A 16,193-nucleotide genomic window follows, 5' to 3' on the forward strand; every position below is an offset into this window, starting at 1 on the left:
ATGGCGGAGGACGGCAAGGGCGCAGATCGGGTCACGTTCAGTCGGGGCTATGACGTCTGCATCATGGCGATCGACGGGACCTGGCGCAGGGACTGCCAGCTCAACGCGATCTCGGACACCGACGCCCTGCTGACGGTAGAAGGTTCCATTCAGGGCCTCAATCTTAAGGAGTTTTTCCTGCTGCTGTCCTCGACCGGTCTCGCCTATCGCCGGTGCGAGCTCGTTCGCGTCAACGGCACGGAACTGGACATCCGCTTCCTGAGAGCCAAGCACGGCAAGAAAAAATCAGGCGCCTCATCAAGGGCCGAAGAGGCGATGCACTGACTGACAGCGAACCGAGCGGCGTTCAACGAGCACATCGCAAGTATTCTGCACGGTGCGGCCGGCAATGCCTCGTTTTTGCAGTGCTGTGCGTCGATGTCGATCAGTTCAGGGAGATCAACGACGTCTACGGCCATTCGACCGGCGACAAGTTTCTGGTGGAGATCGGCCACAGGCTGATGTCGATCTGCAACGGACCGTTGCTGCGCTGGCGGCACCCCTTCGCGGCCTGGTGCCTCCAGGACTGTTCATTCCGCTGGCGGAAGAGACCGGCGCGATCGTCCCGATCGATGAATGGGTGCTGCGCGAAGCCTGCCGGGGAAGCCGCGTCCTGGCGCTAGCTGCTCACGATCGCGATCAACCTGTCGACGGCCCGACTTCCGGCGCGGCGACGTGCCGGCGATGATCCTTGCGACCCTGCTTGAAACCGGTCTCGATCCACAACGCCTTGAAATCGAAATCACCGAGGGCGTGCTGTTTTGGGATTTCGAGCGTGCCCTCTCCATCTTGCGGCGGATCAGGAGCTTCGGCATACGCATCGCGATGGACGATTTCGGCGCCGGCTATTCATCGCTGTCTACCTGCAGGACTTTTCATTCGACAAGATCAAGATCGACCAGATCTTCGTTTCCAGGATCGGCAACAGTTTTTCTGGCCGGCGCCGCCATCCAATCCATCATGGGACTGGGACGCACGCTCGCGCTGCCGATGATCGCGGAGAGCGTCGAGACCGAGGAGCAATGGACATTCCTCGCGCGGGAAGGGCAGGCCGGTGAGCTGGTCGTGAAACGCGAGATGCGCGATCCTTGCCTCGTTCCGCGTGCGCTCGGTAATGTCCTCGTAGGTTGAAACCCGACAGCCGTTCTGCGTCGCCCGGTACGAAACATTGCCAGGCAGTGATCGCAGCAGTTGGTTGGCGGCGCGAGAAAATCCGGGAGGAAATTTGTGGCTGAGGGACGTCTACGCTCCAGCGGGACGGGCGCCGTGTCGGCCTTACGCCGCAATGACCGAATGCACCGGCAACCTGGTGGCGCGTGGATCGTTATCGCCGGAATCGATTGGGGAGCGCAGGGCAATGCCGAGATTGACGTCGCAGGCCGCCGCGGCGCCCTTGGTGTAACGCGGAGATATGTCGTCGAGCACGATGACGTTGATGGAACTCTCGGGGCTGCCGGGCCAAGTTTCCATGGCGGTCGTCTGTTCGATCAGCTGCACGCTCTTCCCGATGTGATCGAGCAAACCGGCGAGGTCCGAAACTACGGCGTAATAGGTTTCATTCGGGTCGTGGCGCGCCTGTGCGACGGCGTCGCCTGCGCTCTGCACAAGTGCACTCCTTAGTTACTTTTTAGGGGTGCGTTGCTACTTGTGCGTTAAGCTACGGTCCCGTACAAATACGGTCCGGTATGGAGTTGAATACCGTTATCCGAGTGTGCGTCACATCCAACCACGCATGGACGATGGAACATGGCTGAAAAAGTCCCCTCCCGCGGGGAGATTTTCGTAGTCGATGACGATCCTGCCGTTCGCGACACGCTTTCGATGGTGCTGTCGGCTGCTGGCTATCAGGTCATCTGTTTCGCCGATGGCGCCGCGCTGCTGGCGATTGCACGAACGCGGACGCCAGCCTGCATCCTGCTCGACGTGCATATCCCCGGTAAGTCCGGCCTCGATATTCTGAAAGAGCTTCATGGTGAGGACTACCCTGCGCCGATCTTCATGATCTCAGGGCAGGGCGATATCGCCATGGCGGTCAGCGCCATCAAGAACGGCGCGCTGGACTTCATCGAAAAGCCGTTTCGCGGCAGCGAAATCGTCGCAAGACTCGATGAGGCGATCGAGGCCTATGCTCGTCGGCAGGCGCAAAATACGTCATCGCGCATCGCGGCCCTGCATTTTCCGGGACGCGAACCGCTCACGCGGCGCGAACGCGAGGTGCTGGAGCAGTTCACCGCCGGCGCTTCCAACAAGGAAGCCGGGCGGCATCTCGGGATCAGCCCGCGCACGATCGAAGATCACCGCGCCAATATCATGAAGAAACTCGGCGCGCGGAATGCCGCCGACCTGGTTCGCATCGTGATGACTACCCAGCGTCAGGGCCAGATCTGATCGCAAGGTCTGACCGAAGTCTGATTGCAGGCACGCTGGATCCGGCGCAGCCTTGCGCTGCACGCGGGCGCCGCCGCGGTGATCAATCGGTGAGCGCTTTCCGGATCATGATCGCCATATCCGATTTCCGATAGGGCTTGGCGAGCAGCAATACGCCTTCATCGAGCCGCCCGTGATGAATGATCGCATTCTCGGTATAGCCCGAGGTGAACAGCACCCTTAATCCGGGCCTGACCTTCGCTATCTCGTCGGCGAGCTGCCGGCCGTTCATGCCGGGCATGATCACATCGGTGAAGAGCAGATCAAACGGACGGCCGGTGTGGGCGAGCGCGAGGGCTTCAGTCGCGTTCGCCGCATCCAGCGTGACGTAACCGAGTGAATGCAGTTGCGCCAGCACATAGTCGCGCACCAGCTTGTCGTCCTCCACTACCAGAATTGTTTCATGACCGCCCTCCACGGTCGGCGGCAGAATAGCCTCGGCGGCCGGCAATGCAGCCGTGGCTGGCGGCAGATACATCTTGATCGTCGTGCCGTGGCCCTCTTCGCTGTAGATCATGATGTGGCCGGCCGATTGCTTGATGAAGCCGTACACCATGCTCAGCCCGAGGCCGGTACCTTTGCCAAGCCCCTTCGAGGTGAAGAACGGATTGAATACCTTGTCGAGCATCGCAGCCGGAATGCCGGTTCCGGTATCGCTCACCGCGATCATGGCGTAGCGACCCGGCCGAACGTCGCTGTGCACCCTTGCATAATTCTCGTCAAGCATGACGAAGCCGGTCTCGATGATCAGCTTGCCGCCATCGGGCATGGCATCGCGCGCGTTGAGGGCCAGATTGAGGATCGCGGTGGCGAGTTGATTGGGGTCGACGATAGCAGAGCAGGTCTCGTCTTCGAACACGGATTCGATCTCGACATGCTCGCCAAGCGTTCGCTGCAGCAATTTCGCAGTATCGATGATCAGCGTGTTGACGTCGGTTACCTTTGGTTCGAGCGGCTGCTTGCGCGCGAACGCGAGCAGGTGCTGGGTGAGGTCGGCGCCGCGCGACGCCGCTTCGTCGATCATTCGCGTGATGGCGGCAAGCTGCGGTTCGCCCTTGACGGCGTCGGCCAGAATTTCGATTGTTCCCGTGATCACCGTCAGGATGTTGTTGAAGTCGTGCGCGATGCCGCCGGTGAGCTGACCCATCGCCTCCATCTTCTCGGCCTGCCGGATCCTGTCCTCGGCCGCGATCCTGTCGGTGAGGTCGCGGACGAATGCGTTGAATACAAAGCCGCCACGCGTCCTGAGCGCGGCGATGCTCAACTCCACTGTGATCTCCTTGCCATCCCTCCGCCTGACCTGAAGTTCGCGTCGGGGCTGACGGACCACCTCGTTGCCGGAAAGCAGGAAGGATTGCAGGGCTTTCTTGAGAGGGCCTTGCCCGTCCGGCTGGCCCATCAGTTCGAACACGTTCATCCCGAGCGCTTCATCGCGCGACCATCCAAAGATATTTTCGGCCTGCGCATTCCAGTCCCGGATGAAGCCCTTCTCGTCGATCTGGACGAAGGCATCGAGCGCCGTGTCGACGATGCCGCGCGCCAGTCGTTCGCTTTCGCGCAGCGCCTCTTGCGCCAGCCGGCTCTCGGTCATGTCGCGGCCGACGAAAAAGAAGCGCCTGGCCGGCTCGGACCAAGTGCCGAGCCATGACAGCCACACCTCTCGCCCATTCTTGTGGATGCAGCGCGTGTCGGATATCTTCGGGCGCTGCCCGCGGCGTGCCGCGTGCATTTCCTTGCGGGAGGTCTCGAGATGGTCGGGATGAATGAAGTCCTCGCCGCTGCGGCCGATCATTTCCTCCGGCCGGTAGCCCAATATGGGCTCGCAGCTCGGGCTGATCTGAACCAGAAATCCTCCGGCATCCATCACCATGATCAGATCCTGCGAGGTCTCGAAGATGCGGCGAAGCTCTTCGGTCTGCCGACGCAGCACCTGCCGGGTCTTGTTGGTTTCGGTGATGTCGCGCGCCACCTTCGAGATGCCGATGGTCGCGCCTGAGGCGGACTTGATCGGGGAGATGCTGAGTGAAACTTCGATCCGCTGGCCGCCTTTTCGCAGCCGCTCCGTTTCACTGTGTTCAATGCTTTCGCCCCAGCCGATCCGGCGTAGCGCGTCCTGCAGTTCCGGCAGCCGGTCTTCGGGTGCAAGCAGCGTGATGTTCTCGCCCGTGGCTTCCGCGGCGCTGTATCCGAACAGCCGCTCCGCCGCCGAGTTCCAGCCGGTGATGGTGCCGTCGAGCGACATCGTGATGATGGCGTCGTTGGAGGATTCGACCGCCGCGCTGAACAGCCGCTCCCGCTCGGCATGATGGTCGCGCGCCGCGACGGTGCGGCGATGCTCCTGAACCTCTTGCTCGAGCGCAGCCGTCTTCGCATTCACTTCCCCGATCGCATGCGCAAACGCGCGCGCGAGCACACCTGTCTCGCCGCCGGCATCGACCGGGATGGCGATCTTCTTGTTACTGGCCACCCCTTGCACGGCTTCGGTTAACTGTACGATCGGGCGGGTCAGCGACCTCGCGATCGCTAGCGCCAGCACTGCCGCGCACAACACCGCGATCCCGCCAACGAGAAGGGAAGTATTTCTGATGCTTGCGGCCGGCGCCATGATGACCGCGTTAGGGGCGGTTTCGATGACGCCAACCCATTCGACGCCGGCCAGCAGGGCAGGCGCGAGGACTATTCCGCCCGGCTGTGCGGCTTGATCCGGAACTATGTCCGCGCTGCCTTGCGCGGTCCCGGCCTGCGACGCCAGATGCGGGAAGTCGGCTTTCCAGTTGTTCGGCTTGCCGAACAACCAGCCGAACTCGCGCGAGCGATCCGGGTGAATGAGATAGTCGCCCTGCTTGTTGACGACATATATGGTCTCGCCAGGCAACACCGACGACCGGACACGCTCGAACGCGCGCCGCATGTCGAGATTGATCATGAAAATGCCGAACCGTTTGCCGTCGTCTGCGAATATCGGCGTCGCGATGCGAAGCGTCGGCCTGTGCACCTCCTCGATTAGTCCGTTGCGGCGACCCAAATCGAGCGACGAGACGTAGACTTGTCCGGGGCCTAGGCGGATCGTTTCCGGGAAGTAGCTGCGACTGTTTCTCGACCGCAATCCCTCTTCGGGCACGATCCGAACTGTGTCGTTCGGTCCCGCGCGGTCGACGCGGACAAGCTCACGGCCATCATCATCAAGGCCGATGATCCGAAGCATCGCATAGGCGGGCTTGGCTTCGAGTTCGGCCGCGAAACGTGATGCCAGCCGGTCCCGCCAGGTCTTTTCGGAGACGCCATCGACCGGATCTATGCCTCCCGATCTGTGGGCGCGGACCAATCCGTGCAGCGCCACTGCGGAACGAGAGGCCGCAACATCTCCGATCGCGCTGGCCGCGTAGTATTCGAGGTCGGTCGCGAGCTGCCGCGAATGCGTCTCGATGCGGTCGCGGGCGCGCAGCAGGAGCGCTTGTTCGAGGTTGCGATAGCTCAGCCATCCGACCGCGGTAACCGCGATCGCGACGAGCGCAATCATCGCGATGGCCAGCCTGGTCGTGAGCGTCATGTCGGTGTTCGCCCGCCCTCCCGCATCCGCCCGGCAAGCCGCCGGACCAATCGGATGCTACGGCGCTTCAAGGGGAGGAAGCAACACCGCCGGCGGGGCGGAGGGAACCACGTTCGGCGGCCTCCAGGCGGCCCGTGGCCGTCGCCAGAAGCTCGGCCGGCCGGAACGGCTTCTGCAGACTGGAAACTGCGCCGAGCTTGGTCGCCATGGTCAGGAAGTCGGGCGCCGAGTCCGCTTCGGATGAGATCGGCCGGCCGGAGATGACGATGATCGGCATCTGCGGCCGCTGCTGACGAACCATCCGCATGGTTTCAAATCCGTCCATACCCGACATGAAAATGTCGAGGAACAGCAGATCGAAATCTCCGCTCTGGCATAATGCCAGGCCCTTTCGCCCGTCATCGGCAGTAACCACGCTATGCCCGGCGCGCTCCAGCAGCAGACGGATGGTCATCTCGATCGCCACGTCGTCATCCACCACCAATATTTTTGCCAAAGTAAAAAAGTTCTGCGGCGATCAGTTGCTGAGATATTCTGGATGGCGTGAGCGGATTTGGTCGAGCTCGCTCAGTGTGCCCGACAGATGGGTGCGCAGGTGCTTCTGCGCCGCCTCGGGTTCGCCGGCGCCGATCGCTTTCGCAATCAGCTTGTGGTGCCGCACGATATCTTGCGCCTTGCCGGGGGAGGGCAGATGCAGCCGGCGCAGCCGGTCGATATGTCCGCTACGGCTGCGCACCAGCAACCAGATGTCCTGCTTGTCGGTGGCGGCGTAGAGCTGGGCATGGAACTCGTTGTCGGCGGCCATGAACTTTTCGAAGTCGCCGGCTTTCGCGAATTGCTGTTGGCGGACGATGGTCGCATGGAGTTCGGCAGCGAAGGCTTCGTCACGGCGCATGGCCAGCATGCGGACGATTTCGAGCTCGACGGCCTGGCGCAGGAAATGCGCCTGCTGCGCCAACCGTACGTCGACCCGGCTTACCACGGTGGCATATTGCGGAAACACGTCGACCAGCCCTTCCTCCTCGAGCCGCATCAGCGCATCGCGGATTGGCGTCGAACTCACGCCGAACTGTCCGGCCAGCGCGGCGCGCGACAGCGGCGATCCCGGCGGCAGTTCCAGCGAAATAATCATGCCGCGCAGGCGCTCGAACACCTGGGGCGCGGCCTGACGATCGCGATCGAGCCGATCGACTGAACGCGGCAGGGCGCGGCGGGAAACGATCTGGGATGCGGCCATCGAATGAACCCGGCCTGTAGAAGGCGCTTGCTTCAAATGCACTAATACATTAGTGCATTTCCGTCGAAGCGTCAATGAAGCGCCGAAGGAGATGCACAATGAGAAACAGGATGTGGAGCGCCTGCGCGGGCGCCGTCGCGGCACTTGCCATGGCGCTGCCGGGCTCGCCGGCCTCGGCGCAGCAGAAGTCCGAGATTTCGCTGTCGCGGCAGCCGGGCATCTTCTACATGCCTTCGCATATCATGGAGAAGTACAAGCTGATCGAGAAGCACGCCGCTTCTCTCGGCCTGCCTGGTGTCACCACCAAATGGATCAATCTGAGTGGCGGCGGTGCGCAGACCGATGCGCTGCTCGCCGGCAGCGTGGACGTCCTCAACACCGGCACCGGCAACCTCTTATTGCTGTGGGATCGCACCCGCGGCGGCGTCAAGGGCATCGTCGCCACGTCTGCACAGCCGATGACGCTGATCAGCCGCGATCCGAATATCAAATCGATCAAGGATTTTGGTCCGAACGACAAGATCGCGGTGCCGACCGTCAAGGTCTCGACGCAGGCGATCGTGCTGCAGATCGCAGCTGCCGAAACTTTCGGCGCCGACCAGTGGTCGAAGCTCGATGCCAACACCGTGCAGCTCGGCCATCCCGACGCCTATGTGGCGCTGACCAATGCCCAGCATGAGGTGCGCAATCACTTTTCGATTCCGCCGTTCACCTTCCTCGAACTGAAGAACGTGCCCGGCGCGCATGTGGTGCTGTCGTCGCCCGACGTGATGGGCGGCCCGCTCAGCCAGGCGCAGTTCTTCACCACCACCAAATTCGCCGACGCCAACCCAAAGGTCGTGCAGGCCGTGCGCGACGCCACCAAGGAGGCGCAGGATCTGATCCGCAGCGATACCAAGACTGCGGTTGAGATCTACAAGGAAGTCACCGGCGACAAGACCAGCGTCGAGGATCTGCTGGCGTGGCTCAAGGAGCCCGGCATGATGGAATGGAACCTGCAGCCGCAGGGCACCATGAAGTTCGCCGCCCACCTGTTCAAGGTCGGTACGCTGAAGACCATGCCCAAGGCGTGGACGGATTATTACCTGCCGGTTGCGCACGACCTGAAGGGCAATTGATCGACATGACCGCGCTTCTCGACGTCAGTGACGTAACACTGCGCTACAAGACCTCGAGCGCGGTCGTGACCGCGACTGAGCGGGTCAGTTTTACGGTCGATCGTTCCGATCGCTTCGTGCTGCTCGGTCCCTCCGGTTGCGGCAAGTCGACGCTGTTGAAGGCGGTTGGCGGCTACATGAAGCCGAGCGAAGGCAAGATGCGCATTGGTGGACGCGAGATCGCCGAGCCCGGCGCCGACCGCATGATGATCTTCCAGGAGTTCGACCAGCTTCTGCCGTGGAAGACGGTGCTGGAAAACGTGATGTTCCCGCTGTTGATGACGCGGAAACTGCCGCGCAAGGAAGCCGAAGTTCGCGCCCGGGCCTACATCGAGAAGGTCAGCCTCACCCGCGTCGTCGATGCCTATCCGCATACGCTGTCCGGCGGCATGAAGCAGCGCGTCGCGATCGCGCGCGGCATGGCGATGGAGCCGGATATTTTGCTGATGGACGAACCGTTCGCCGCGCTCGACGCGCTGACGCGGCGCACCTGCCAGGACGAATTGCTGCAGCTCTGGGCAGAAACCAAATTCACCGTTTTGTTCGTGACGCATTCGATCGCGGAAGCGATCAAGATCGGCAACCGAATCCTGCTGCTGTCGCCGCATCCCGGCCGGGTGAAGGCCGAGGTGGTCGATGTCGACAAGGTCTCCGGCGAGGACGGCAGCGCTGCGCGGCTGGAAAAGCAGATCCATGACCTGCTGTTCGCCGACGCCGTTACGGCACATTAAAGGGAGCGCGCGATGGGTGAGGCCAGAATTCTGTTGCGCGATGCCGCCGAACTGACGGCGGCGGTGCCGGCCGAAGTCGAGCGCAAGCTGACGGTGCTGGAGCTGTTGTGGAACGACGGCTTTGTGCGCAAGACCCTGATTATCATCTTTCTCGCCGCGGCCTGGGAGACCTACGGCACCGTCCTGAACAATCCTCTGCTGTTCCCGACCTTTCACGACACCATCGTCACCATGTTCGACAAGGTGCGCGACGGCACCATTCCGTTGCGCGCCTGGGCGTCGCTAAAGGTCTTGTTCATGGGCTACGCCGCCGGCATCGCGCTGGCCGCCATCTTCACGATCCTCGCGATCTCGACCCGGATCGGCACGGATTTCCTCGAGACCATCACGGCGATGTTCAATCCGCTGCCGGCGATCGCGCTGTTGCCGCTGGCACTGATCTGGTTCGGTCTGGGCAATGGCAGTCTCGTGTTCGTGCTGATCCATTCGGTGCTGTGGCCGGTCGCACTCAACACGCATTCCGGGTTCAAGAGCGTGTCGAACACGCTGCGCATGGTCGGCCGTAACTACGGCCTGCGCGGCCTGCCTTATGTGGCCCGGATTCTGATCCCCGCCGCGTTCGGCTCGATCCTGACGGGGTTGAAGATCGGCTGGGCGTTTGCCTGGCGCACGCTGATCGCCGCCGAACTCGTGTTCGGCGTGTCGTCGGGGCAGGGCGGGCTCGGCTGGTTCATTTTCGAGAACCGCAATTTGCTGGATATTCCCGCGGTATTCGCTGGGCTGTTGACCGTGATCGTGATCGGCTTGATTGTCGAGAATCTGATCTTCCGCACGATCGAGCGCAACACCGTCCAGAAATGGGGTACGCAATCATGAGCAACAAGAAAAACCCCGCCGATCTCCGCAGCGCGCGCTGGTTCGCGCCCGACGATCTCCGCGCCTTCGGCCACCGCTCGCGCGCGATGCAGATGGGTTACGCGCCCGAGGAATGGAAGAGCAGGCCGGTCATTGCGATCCTCAACACCTGGTCGGATGCGCAGCCCTGCCACATGCACTTCAAGAGCCGCGTCGATGACGTCAAGCGCGGCATCCTGATGGCGGGCGGCTTCCCGATGGAGCTGCCGGCGTTGTCGCTGTCGGAATCGTTCCTGAAGCCGACCACCATGCTCTATCGCAACATGCTGGCGATGGACGCCGAGGAATTGCTGCGCGGCCATCCCGTCGACGGCGTCGTTCTGATGGGCGGCTGTGACAAGACCACACCGGGACTGCTGTTGGGCGCCACCAGCATGAACCTGCCGACAATCTATCTGCCAGCCGGGCCGATGCTGCGCGGCAACTGGAAGGGCAAGACGCTGGGCTCTGGCTCGGATGCCTGGAAATACTGGGACGAGCGCCGCGCCGGAAAAATCTCCGACAAGGACTGGGTCGATGTCGAAGCCGGCATCGCCCGCAGCTACGGCACCTGTATGACCATGGGGACCGCTTCGACCATGACGGCGATTGCGGAATCGATCGGCATGACGCTGCCGGGGGCATCCTCGATTCCCGCGGCCGACGCCGGCCACATCCGCATGGCCTCGGAATGCGGCCGCCGCATCGTCGAGATGGTGTGGCAGGATCTGACGCCGGACAAGATCCAGACCCGAAAGGCTTTCGAGAACGCGATCACGGTCGCGATGGCGATGGGCTGCTCGACCAATGCGATCATCCATCTGATCGCGCAGGCCCGCCGCGCCGGGCAGGACATTGGCCTCGACGATTTCGAGAAGGCCAGCCGCAAGGTGCCCGTCATCGCCAATGTGCGCCCGAGCGGCGACAAGTATCTGATGGAAGATTTCTTCTATGCCGGCGGCCTGCCCGGCCTGATGAGCCGCATCAAGGAGCATCTGCATCTCGACGTCGTCACCGTCACCGGCCAGACCCTCGGCGACAACATCGCGCGCGCCGAGGTCTATAACGACGACGTCATTCGCACCGTCGAAAACCCGATCTACAAGGAGGGCGCGCTCGCCGTGCTCAAGGGCAACCTCGCGCCCGACGGCTGCGTGATCAAGCCGAGCGCCTGCGAGCCGCGCTTTCTCAAGCATACCGGCCCGGCGCTGGTGTTCGATGATTATCCCTCGATGAAGAAGGCGATCGACGATCCGAACCTGGATGTCACAGCCGATCACGTGCTGATCCTGCGTAACGCCGGACCGCAGGGCGGCCCCGGCATGCCGGAATGGGGCATGCTGCCGATCCCGACGAAGCTCGTTAAGCAAGGCGTGCGCGACATGGTGCGGCTGTCGGACGCGCGCATGAGCGGCACCAGCTATGGCGCCTGCATCCTGCATGTCTCGCCGGAATCCTATATCGGCGGTCCGCTGGCGCTGGTGCGGACCGGCGACAAGATCACGCTCGATGTCAACGCCCGCACCATTAACCTCGATGTGCCGGAGGCCGAGCTGGCAAAGCGCCGCGCCGAGTGGAAAGCGCCGGAGCCGCATTACGAGCGCGGCTATGGCTGGATGTTCACCCGCCATATCAAGCAGGCCAATGAAGGCTGCGACTTCGATTTCCTGGAGACCGGATTTGGGGCGCCGGTCAGCGAGCCGCCGATTTACTGACTGTTGTTCCGGGCCGCGCGTAGCGCGAACTATGGTGCGCAATTGCGCACCTGAGAACCTCGAGATTCCGGGTTCGATGCTTCGCATCGCCCCGGAATGGAGAACGAGAGGCCCGGCAACGATTGCCAGCATCAAACAAAAGCATCACAGGGAGGACGACCAATGACCATGACTCGACGCAACTTGTTAGCAGGCGCCGGTGCTGCCGCCGCCACGACGCTGCTCGCGCGCACCGCCGGCGCGCAATCGTTCCCGTTCACGCCGAACCAGCGCTACCCCGATCCAGCCGTGCAAATTCTCGATCCAAGCTTTGCAAAATACCGGATCTATTCCTCGACCGTCGAACAGGTCGCGACCGGAATGCGCTGGGCCGAAGGGCCGGCGTATTTTCCGGAGGGCGGCTATCTGCTGTTCTCCGATATCCCCAACAACCGCATCATGAAGTTCGACGAGAAGACCAACCAGACCTCGGTCTTCCGTGCCAACGCCAATTACGCCAATGGCAACGCGCGCGACCGTCAGGGCCGCCTCGTCACCTGCGAGCACTCGGTCACCCGCCGCATCACCCGGACCGAGAAGGACGGCAAGATCACGGTGCTGGCTGACAGGTTCGAGGGCAAGCGGCTGAACGCGCCGAACGACATTGTGGTCAAGTCCGATGACACCATCTGGTTCACCGATCCTTTGTTCGGCATCAACGGCGAGTGGGAAGGCAAGAAGGAAAAGCCCGAGCAGGCCACCACCAACGTCTATCGCCTGACCAAGGACGGCAAGCTCACCGCCGTCATATCAGACATCCTCAATCCCAATGGCCTCGCCTTCTCACCGGACGAGAAAAAACTCTATGTCGTGGAATGGAAGGGCACGCCAAACCGCAGCATCTGGAGCTTTGACGTCAACGACGACGGCACGGTCGGCGGCAAGACCAAGCTGATCGACGCTGCGGATCAAGGCGCGATCGACGGTTTCCGCGTCGACCGCGACGGCAATCTGTGGTGCGGCTGGGGCTCCAACGGCGCGCTGCAATCCGAACCGACGGATGTCGGTGGCCGCAGGGTTTACCAGCTCAAGGGCAAGCCAGAGGATCTCGACGGCGTGATGGTATTCAGCCCGGCCGGCAAGCCGCTCGCCCACATCCGCCTGCCGGAGCGCTGCGCTAACCTCACCTTCGGCGGCCCGAAGAACAACCGCCTCTACATGACGAGCTGCCACTCGGTGTACGCGCTGTATGTGGAGTCGCATGGGGCGGTTTGATTGATCCTGTCATTCCGGGATGGTCCGAAGAATCAGACCCGGAATCTCGAGATTCCGGATTCGCTCGCTGACGCGAGCGCTCCGGAATGACGACCAAGAAAGCGAGAATATCATGACAAAACTAAGCAACGCCACCCGCAACAAACTCAAAGCCGTCTCCACGGCCACCGTCGCAACCGCGCTGTTCAAGCGCGGCTTCCGCATCCAGATGATCCAGGACGTGCACCCTTTAGGCCCCGATCAGCCGGTGCTGGTCGGCGAGGCCTTCACGCTGCGCTACATGCCGGCGCGCGAGGACCTCAACAAGATCGACGTGTTCCGCGATCGCAGCCACCCGCAGCGAAAGGCGATCGAGGATTGCCCTGTTGGCGCCGTGCTGGTGATGGACAGCCGCAAGGATGCCCGCGCCGCGTCTGCCGGCGCCATCCTGGTGACACGGCTGATGCAGCGCGGCTGCGCCGGCGTCATCACCGACGGCGGCTTTCGCGACTCGGCTGAAATTGCAAAACTCGGCTTTCCCGCCTATCACCACCGCCCGAGCGCGCCGACCAACCTGACGCTGCATCAGGCGATCGAGATCAATGTCCCGATCGGTTGCGGCGACGCGCCGGTGTTTCCCGGCGACGTTATCCTTGGCGATACCGACGGCGTCATCGTGATCCCCGCGCATCTGGCCGACGAGATCGCGGACGAAGCGGTCGAGATGACCGCGTTCGAGGACTTCGTCACTGAGCAGGTCGGCAAGGGCCGCGGCATCTTCGGCCTCTATCCGGCGACCGATCCGCAGACGCTGACCGATTTCGCCGAATGGCGAAAGAAGCACGGGCGATGATTCCTGCTCCACTCACCGCCGTCGTCCCGGGCACGCGAAGCGCGACCCGGGACCCATAACCACAGGGCTGCATTGTTGCGGAGATCGACGATCATCGAGCAATACGGATAGATTCCGCGGTATGGGTCCCTGCGTTCGCAGGGACGACGGCGATGTCTTTGGTCACATCTCCGCCTGCTCCGCCAGTCCGACCGCCCATAGCGCAAACGCGTAGGCAATCGCGACCTCATCGAGTCGATTGAACCGACCCGACGCGCCGCCGTGTCCCGCGCCCATGTTGGTGCGCAACAGCACCGGGCCGCCGCCGGTCATGGTCGCCCGCAACCGCGCGATCCATTTTGCCGGCTCCCAATAGGTGACGCGCGGATCTGTCAATCCGCCCATCGCCAGGATCGCCGGATAGTGCTTGGCCGCGACATTGTCGTAGGGCGAGTACGACAAAATGGTGCGAAAATTCCTTTCGCTCTCGATCGGATTGCCCCATTCCGGCCATTCCGGCGGCGTCAGCGGCAGCGTGTCGTCGAGCATGGTGTTTAGCACATCGACGAACGGCACTTCGGCGACGATGCCGGCGAACAGCTCGCCGGCACGGTTAGCGACCGCGCCCATCAGCATGCCGCCAGCGCTGCCACCATGGCCGACGATGCGCTTGGCGCTGGTGTATTTCGCCTCGATCAATGCGCGGCCCGCGGCGGCGAAATCGTCGAACGAGTTCGTCTTCTTCTCGCGCTTGCCGTCGAGATACCAGCCCCAGCCCTTGTCCGCGCCGCCGCGGATGTGCGCGATCGCGTAGACAAAACCGCGGTCGACCAGCGACAGCCGGTTGGCTGAGAACGAAGCTGGCATTGCCATGCCGTAGGAGCCGTAGCCGTAGAGCAAGAGCGGCGCGCTGCCGTCGCGCGCCAGATCCTTGCGGTGCAAGATCGAGACCGGCACTAGCGCGCCGTCATGCGATGTCGCCATGATCCGCGTGGTGACATAGTCGGCCGGGTCGTGCCCGGACGGAATCTCCTGCCGCTTGCGCAAGACGCGTGTTCGCTCGGCCATGTCGTAGTCATAGACTTCAGACGGCGTCGTCATCGACGAATAGGAAAACCGCAAATTGGTGGTCTCGAATTCGTAGCTGCCCATGGTGTCGAGCGAGTAGGCCGCTTCGTCAAAGGCAATGGCGTGCTCTTCGCCGTTGCCGAGATCGCGAATGATGATCGCCGGCAGCGCATTGGCGCGCTCCAGCCGCACCATATGGCCGGCATAGAGCTCGACATCAAGCACATAGATCCCTTCGCGATGCGGGATCAAATCGCGCCAGTTGGCGCGCTCGGGCGAGGCGAGCGGCGCGGTGACGACCTTGAAATCGATCGCATCATCCGCATTGGTGAGAATGAACAATTCATCGCCGCGGTCCGCGATCGAATACTGCACGCCTTCCTCGCGCGCCGCGACCAGGCGCGTCGGCGCGTCGGGATTGGCAAGATCGATCAGCCGCTGTTCCGATGTCTCATGGTCGCCGCCGGCGATCACGCAAAACCGCCCGGAAGAGCTTTCATGCAGATGGGTGAACCAGCCGGAATCCGTTTCCTCATAGACCAGCGTGTCGTCCGACTGCTTCGTGCCGAGCCGATGCCGCCACACCTGCATCGGCCGGTGGTTGTCGTCGAGCTTCACGTAGAAAAAGCTCTCGCAATCCTTGCTCCAGACCACCCCGCCATCGGTCTCCTCGACAAGATCGTCGCGATCGGCCCCGGTGTCCCAGTCGCGCACGCGAACGGAAAAGTATTCCGAGCCCTTGGTATCGGCGCTCCACGCGTGCAGCCTATGGTCAGGCGAATGCCGCGCGCCGCCGAACTTGAAATACTTATGGCTCGCCGCCAGCGCGTCGCCGTCGAGCACGATCTGCACGTCGCCGCCGTCGCGCGGCGTGCGGCCGAACATCTCGTGCTGCCCACCCTCGCGAAATTTTCGCAAATAGGCGAACGGGCCGTCCGGCGCCGGCACGCTGGAATCGTCTTCCTTGATCCGCCCGCGCATTTCCGCGACCAGCTTCTTCTGCAACTGCGCGGTATGGCCGAGCAGGCTCTCGGTGTAATCGTTTTCCGCTTCCAGATATTTCCGGATATCCGGATCCAGGATCGAGGGATCGCGCAGGACTTCCTGCCATTTGGGGTCCTTGAGCCAGGCATACTCGTCGGTCACCGATATGCCGTGCGTGGTGAAGGTGTGCGGCCGGCGCGGCGCGACCGGCGGCGAGAGGGCAGGTTTCTTGGCTAAAGGCTGTGTCACTCAATCCTCGTATGGCTCAATGATTGAGCCTTATATCGGGGTGAACGGCCGGATTACCAGATGCGCCGATTCGTAGG

General features: G+C 62.5%; 15 protein-coding genes. 10 read left to right on the forward strand and 5 right to left on the reverse strand.

Annotated elements, in window-relative coordinates; genetic code table 11:
• From HCN58_RS31690 to HCN58_RS36325, 3 genes are all read left to right on the forward strand, one after another.
• Nucleotides 1–324, forward strand: a complete 324-nt coding sequence (locus HCN58_RS31690) for a PilZ domain-containing protein (protein ID WP_171583273.1) — start codon at nucleotides 1–3, stop codon at nucleotides 322–324.
• Nucleotides 213–662 carry a diguanylate cyclase domain-containing protein gene (locus tag HCN58_RS37845; protein WP_446471652.1) on the forward strand — a complete coding sequence of 150 codons (450 nt, stop codon included), beginning with the start codon at nucleotides 213–215 and terminating at the stop codon, nucleotides 660–662. Before HCN58_RS31690 ends, HCN58_RS37845 begins: the two co-directional genes overlap by 112 nt.
• A 61-nt stretch (nucleotides 663–723) precedes the next feature.
• Nucleotides 724–1,170 carry an EAL domain-containing protein gene (locus HCN58_RS36325; protein ID WP_235984067.1) on the forward strand — a complete coding sequence of 149 codons (447 nt, stop codon included), beginning with the start codon at nucleotides 724–726 and terminating at the stop codon, nucleotides 1,168–1,170.
• 144 nt (nucleotides 1,171–1,314) lie between these two features.
• Here HCN58_RS36325 and HCN58_RS31700 read toward each other — a convergent pair whose 3' ends face one another.
• Nucleotides 1,315–1,644 (reverse strand): hypothetical protein, encoded by a 330-nt coding sequence (locus HCN58_RS31700; protein ID WP_171583274.1) that lies wholly within the window; start codon nucleotides 1,642–1,644, stop codon nucleotides 1,315–1,317.
• 141 nt (nucleotides 1,645–1,785) lie between these two features.
• Between HCN58_RS31700 and HCN58_RS31705 the strand changes: the two genes are divergently transcribed.
• Complete coding sequence (locus HCN58_RS31705) at nucleotides 1,786–2,427, forward strand: response regulator transcription factor (protein ID WP_171583275.1); 642 nt, start codon at nucleotides 1,786–1,788, stop codon at nucleotides 2,425–2,427.
• An 82-nt stretch (nucleotides 2,428–2,509) separates the two neighbouring features.
• Here HCN58_RS31705 and HCN58_RS31710 read toward each other — a convergent pair whose 3' ends face one another.
• From HCN58_RS31710 to HCN58_RS31720, 3 genes are all read right to left on the reverse strand, one after another.
• Nucleotides 2,510–6,016 carry a PAS domain S-box protein gene (locus tag HCN58_RS31710; protein WP_171583276.1) on the reverse strand — a complete coding sequence of 1,169 codons (3,507 nt, stop codon included), beginning with the start codon at nucleotides 6,014–6,016 and terminating at the stop codon, nucleotides 2,510–2,512.
• Nucleotides 6,017–6,083: 67 nt separating this feature from the next.
• Nucleotides 6,084–6,512: a response regulator transcription factor gene (locus HCN58_RS31715; protein ID WP_171583277.1), complete on the reverse strand. Its 429-nt coding sequence runs from the start codon at nucleotides 6,510–6,512 to the stop codon at nucleotides 6,084–6,086.
• A gap of 21 nt (nucleotides 6,513–6,533) precedes the next feature.
• Nucleotides 6,534–7,253 carry a GntR family transcriptional regulator gene (locus tag HCN58_RS31720; RefSeq protein ID WP_171583278.1) on the reverse strand — a complete coding sequence of 240 codons (720 nt, stop codon included), beginning with the start codon at nucleotides 7,251–7,253 and terminating at the stop codon, nucleotides 6,534–6,536.
• 110 nt (nucleotides 7,254–7,363) lie between these two features.
• On the opposite strand from HCN58_RS31720, the gene HCN58_RS31725 reads away from it, so the two are divergent.
• From HCN58_RS31725 to HCN58_RS31750, 6 genes are all read left to right on the forward strand, one after another.
• Entirely contained in the window at nucleotides 7,364–8,371 is a 1,008-nt protein-coding gene (locus tag HCN58_RS31725) for an ABC transporter substrate-binding protein (protein WP_376701243.1), read from the forward strand.
• A 5-nt stretch (nucleotides 8,372–8,376) separates the two neighbouring features.
• Nucleotides 8,377–9,141 (forward strand): ABC transporter ATP-binding protein, encoded by a 765-nt coding sequence (locus tag HCN58_RS31730; protein WP_171583308.1) that lies wholly within the window; start codon nucleotides 8,377–8,379, stop codon nucleotides 9,139–9,141.
• A gap of 12 nt (nucleotides 9,142–9,153) precedes the next feature.
• Nucleotides 9,154–10,017, forward strand: a complete 864-nt coding sequence (locus tag HCN58_RS31735; RefSeq protein ID WP_171583280.1) for an ABC transporter permease — start codon at nucleotides 9,154–9,156, stop codon at nucleotides 10,015–10,017.
• Complete coding sequence (gene araD, locus HCN58_RS31740) at nucleotides 10,014–11,750, forward strand: L-arabinonate dehydratase (RefSeq protein WP_171583281.1); 1,737 nt, start codon at nucleotides 10,014–10,016, stop codon at nucleotides 11,748–11,750. The genes HCN58_RS31735 and araD overlap by 4 nt, the downstream gene beginning before the upstream one ends.
• A gap of 162 nt (nucleotides 11,751–11,912) precedes the next feature.
• Complete coding sequence (locus HCN58_RS31745) at nucleotides 11,913–13,004, forward strand: SMP-30/gluconolactonase/LRE family protein (protein ID WP_171583282.1); 1,092 nt, start codon at nucleotides 11,913–11,915, stop codon at nucleotides 13,002–13,004.
• Nucleotides 13,005–13,116: 112 nt separating this feature from the next.
• Entirely contained in the window at nucleotides 13,117–13,836 is a 720-nt protein-coding gene (locus tag HCN58_RS31750; RefSeq protein ID WP_171583283.1) for a ribonuclease activity regulator RraA, read from the forward strand.
• Between the two features lie 162 nt (nucleotides 13,837–13,998).
• On the opposite strand, the gene HCN58_RS31755 is transcribed toward HCN58_RS31750, so the two are convergent.
• The gene (locus HCN58_RS31755) at nucleotides 13,999–16,116 is read right to left on the reverse strand and encodes a S9 family peptidase (RefSeq protein ID WP_171583284.1); all 2,118 of its coding nucleotides are present in this window, start codon (nucleotides 16,114–16,116) and stop codon (nucleotides 13,999–14,001) included.
• Nucleotides 16,117–16,193: the final 77 nt, after the last annotated feature.

This window comes from Bradyrhizobium australiense, from assembly GCF_013114825.1.
Taxonomy (GTDB): Bacteria; Pseudomonadota; Alphaproteobacteria; order Rhizobiales; family Xanthobacteraceae; genus Bradyrhizobium; species Bradyrhizobium australiense.

Bases quoted from the DNA above. Each gene is read 5' to 3' on its own strand.
- HCN58_RS31690 (WP_171583273.1), top strand. From the start codon at position 1: ATGGCGGAGGACGGCAAGGGCGCAGATCGGGTCACGTTCAGTCGGGGC.
- HCN58_RS36325 (WP_235984067.1), top strand. From the start codon at position 724: ATGATCCTTGCGACCCTGCTTGAAACCGGTCTCGATCCACAACGCCTT.
- HCN58_RS31705 (WP_171583275.1), top strand. From the start codon at position 1,786: ATGGCTGAAAAAGTCCCCTCCCGCGGGGAGATTTTCGTAGTCGATGAC.
- HCN58_RS31710 (WP_171583276.1), bottom strand. From the start codon at position 6,016: ATGACGCTCACGACCAGGCTGGCCATCGCGATGATTGCGCTCGTCGCG.
- HCN58_RS31720 (WP_171583278.1), bottom strand. From the start codon at position 7,253: ATGGCCGCATCCCAGATCGTTTCCCGCCGCGCCCTGCCGCGTTCAGTC.
- HCN58_RS31725 (WP_376701243.1), top strand. From the start codon at position 7,364: ATGTGGAGCGCCTGCGCGGGCGCCGTCGCGGCACTTGCCATGGCGCTG.
- HCN58_RS31730 (WP_171583308.1), top strand. From the start codon at position 8,377: ATGACCGCGCTTCTCGACGTCAGTGACGTAACACTGCGCTACAAGACC.
- HCN58_RS31735 (WP_171583280.1), top strand. From the start codon at position 9,154: ATGGGTGAGGCCAGAATTCTGTTGCGCGATGCCGCCGAACTGACGGCG.
- araD (WP_171583281.1), top strand. From the start codon at position 10,014: ATGAGCAACAAGAAAAACCCCGCCGATCTCCGCAGCGCGCGCTGGTTC.
- HCN58_RS31745 (WP_171583282.1), top strand. From the start codon at position 11,913: ATGACCATGACTCGACGCAACTTGTTAGCAGGCGCCGGTGCTGCCGCC.
- HCN58_RS31750 (WP_171583283.1), top strand. From the start codon at position 13,117: ATGACAAAACTAAGCAACGCCACCCGCAACAAACTCAAAGCCGTCTCC.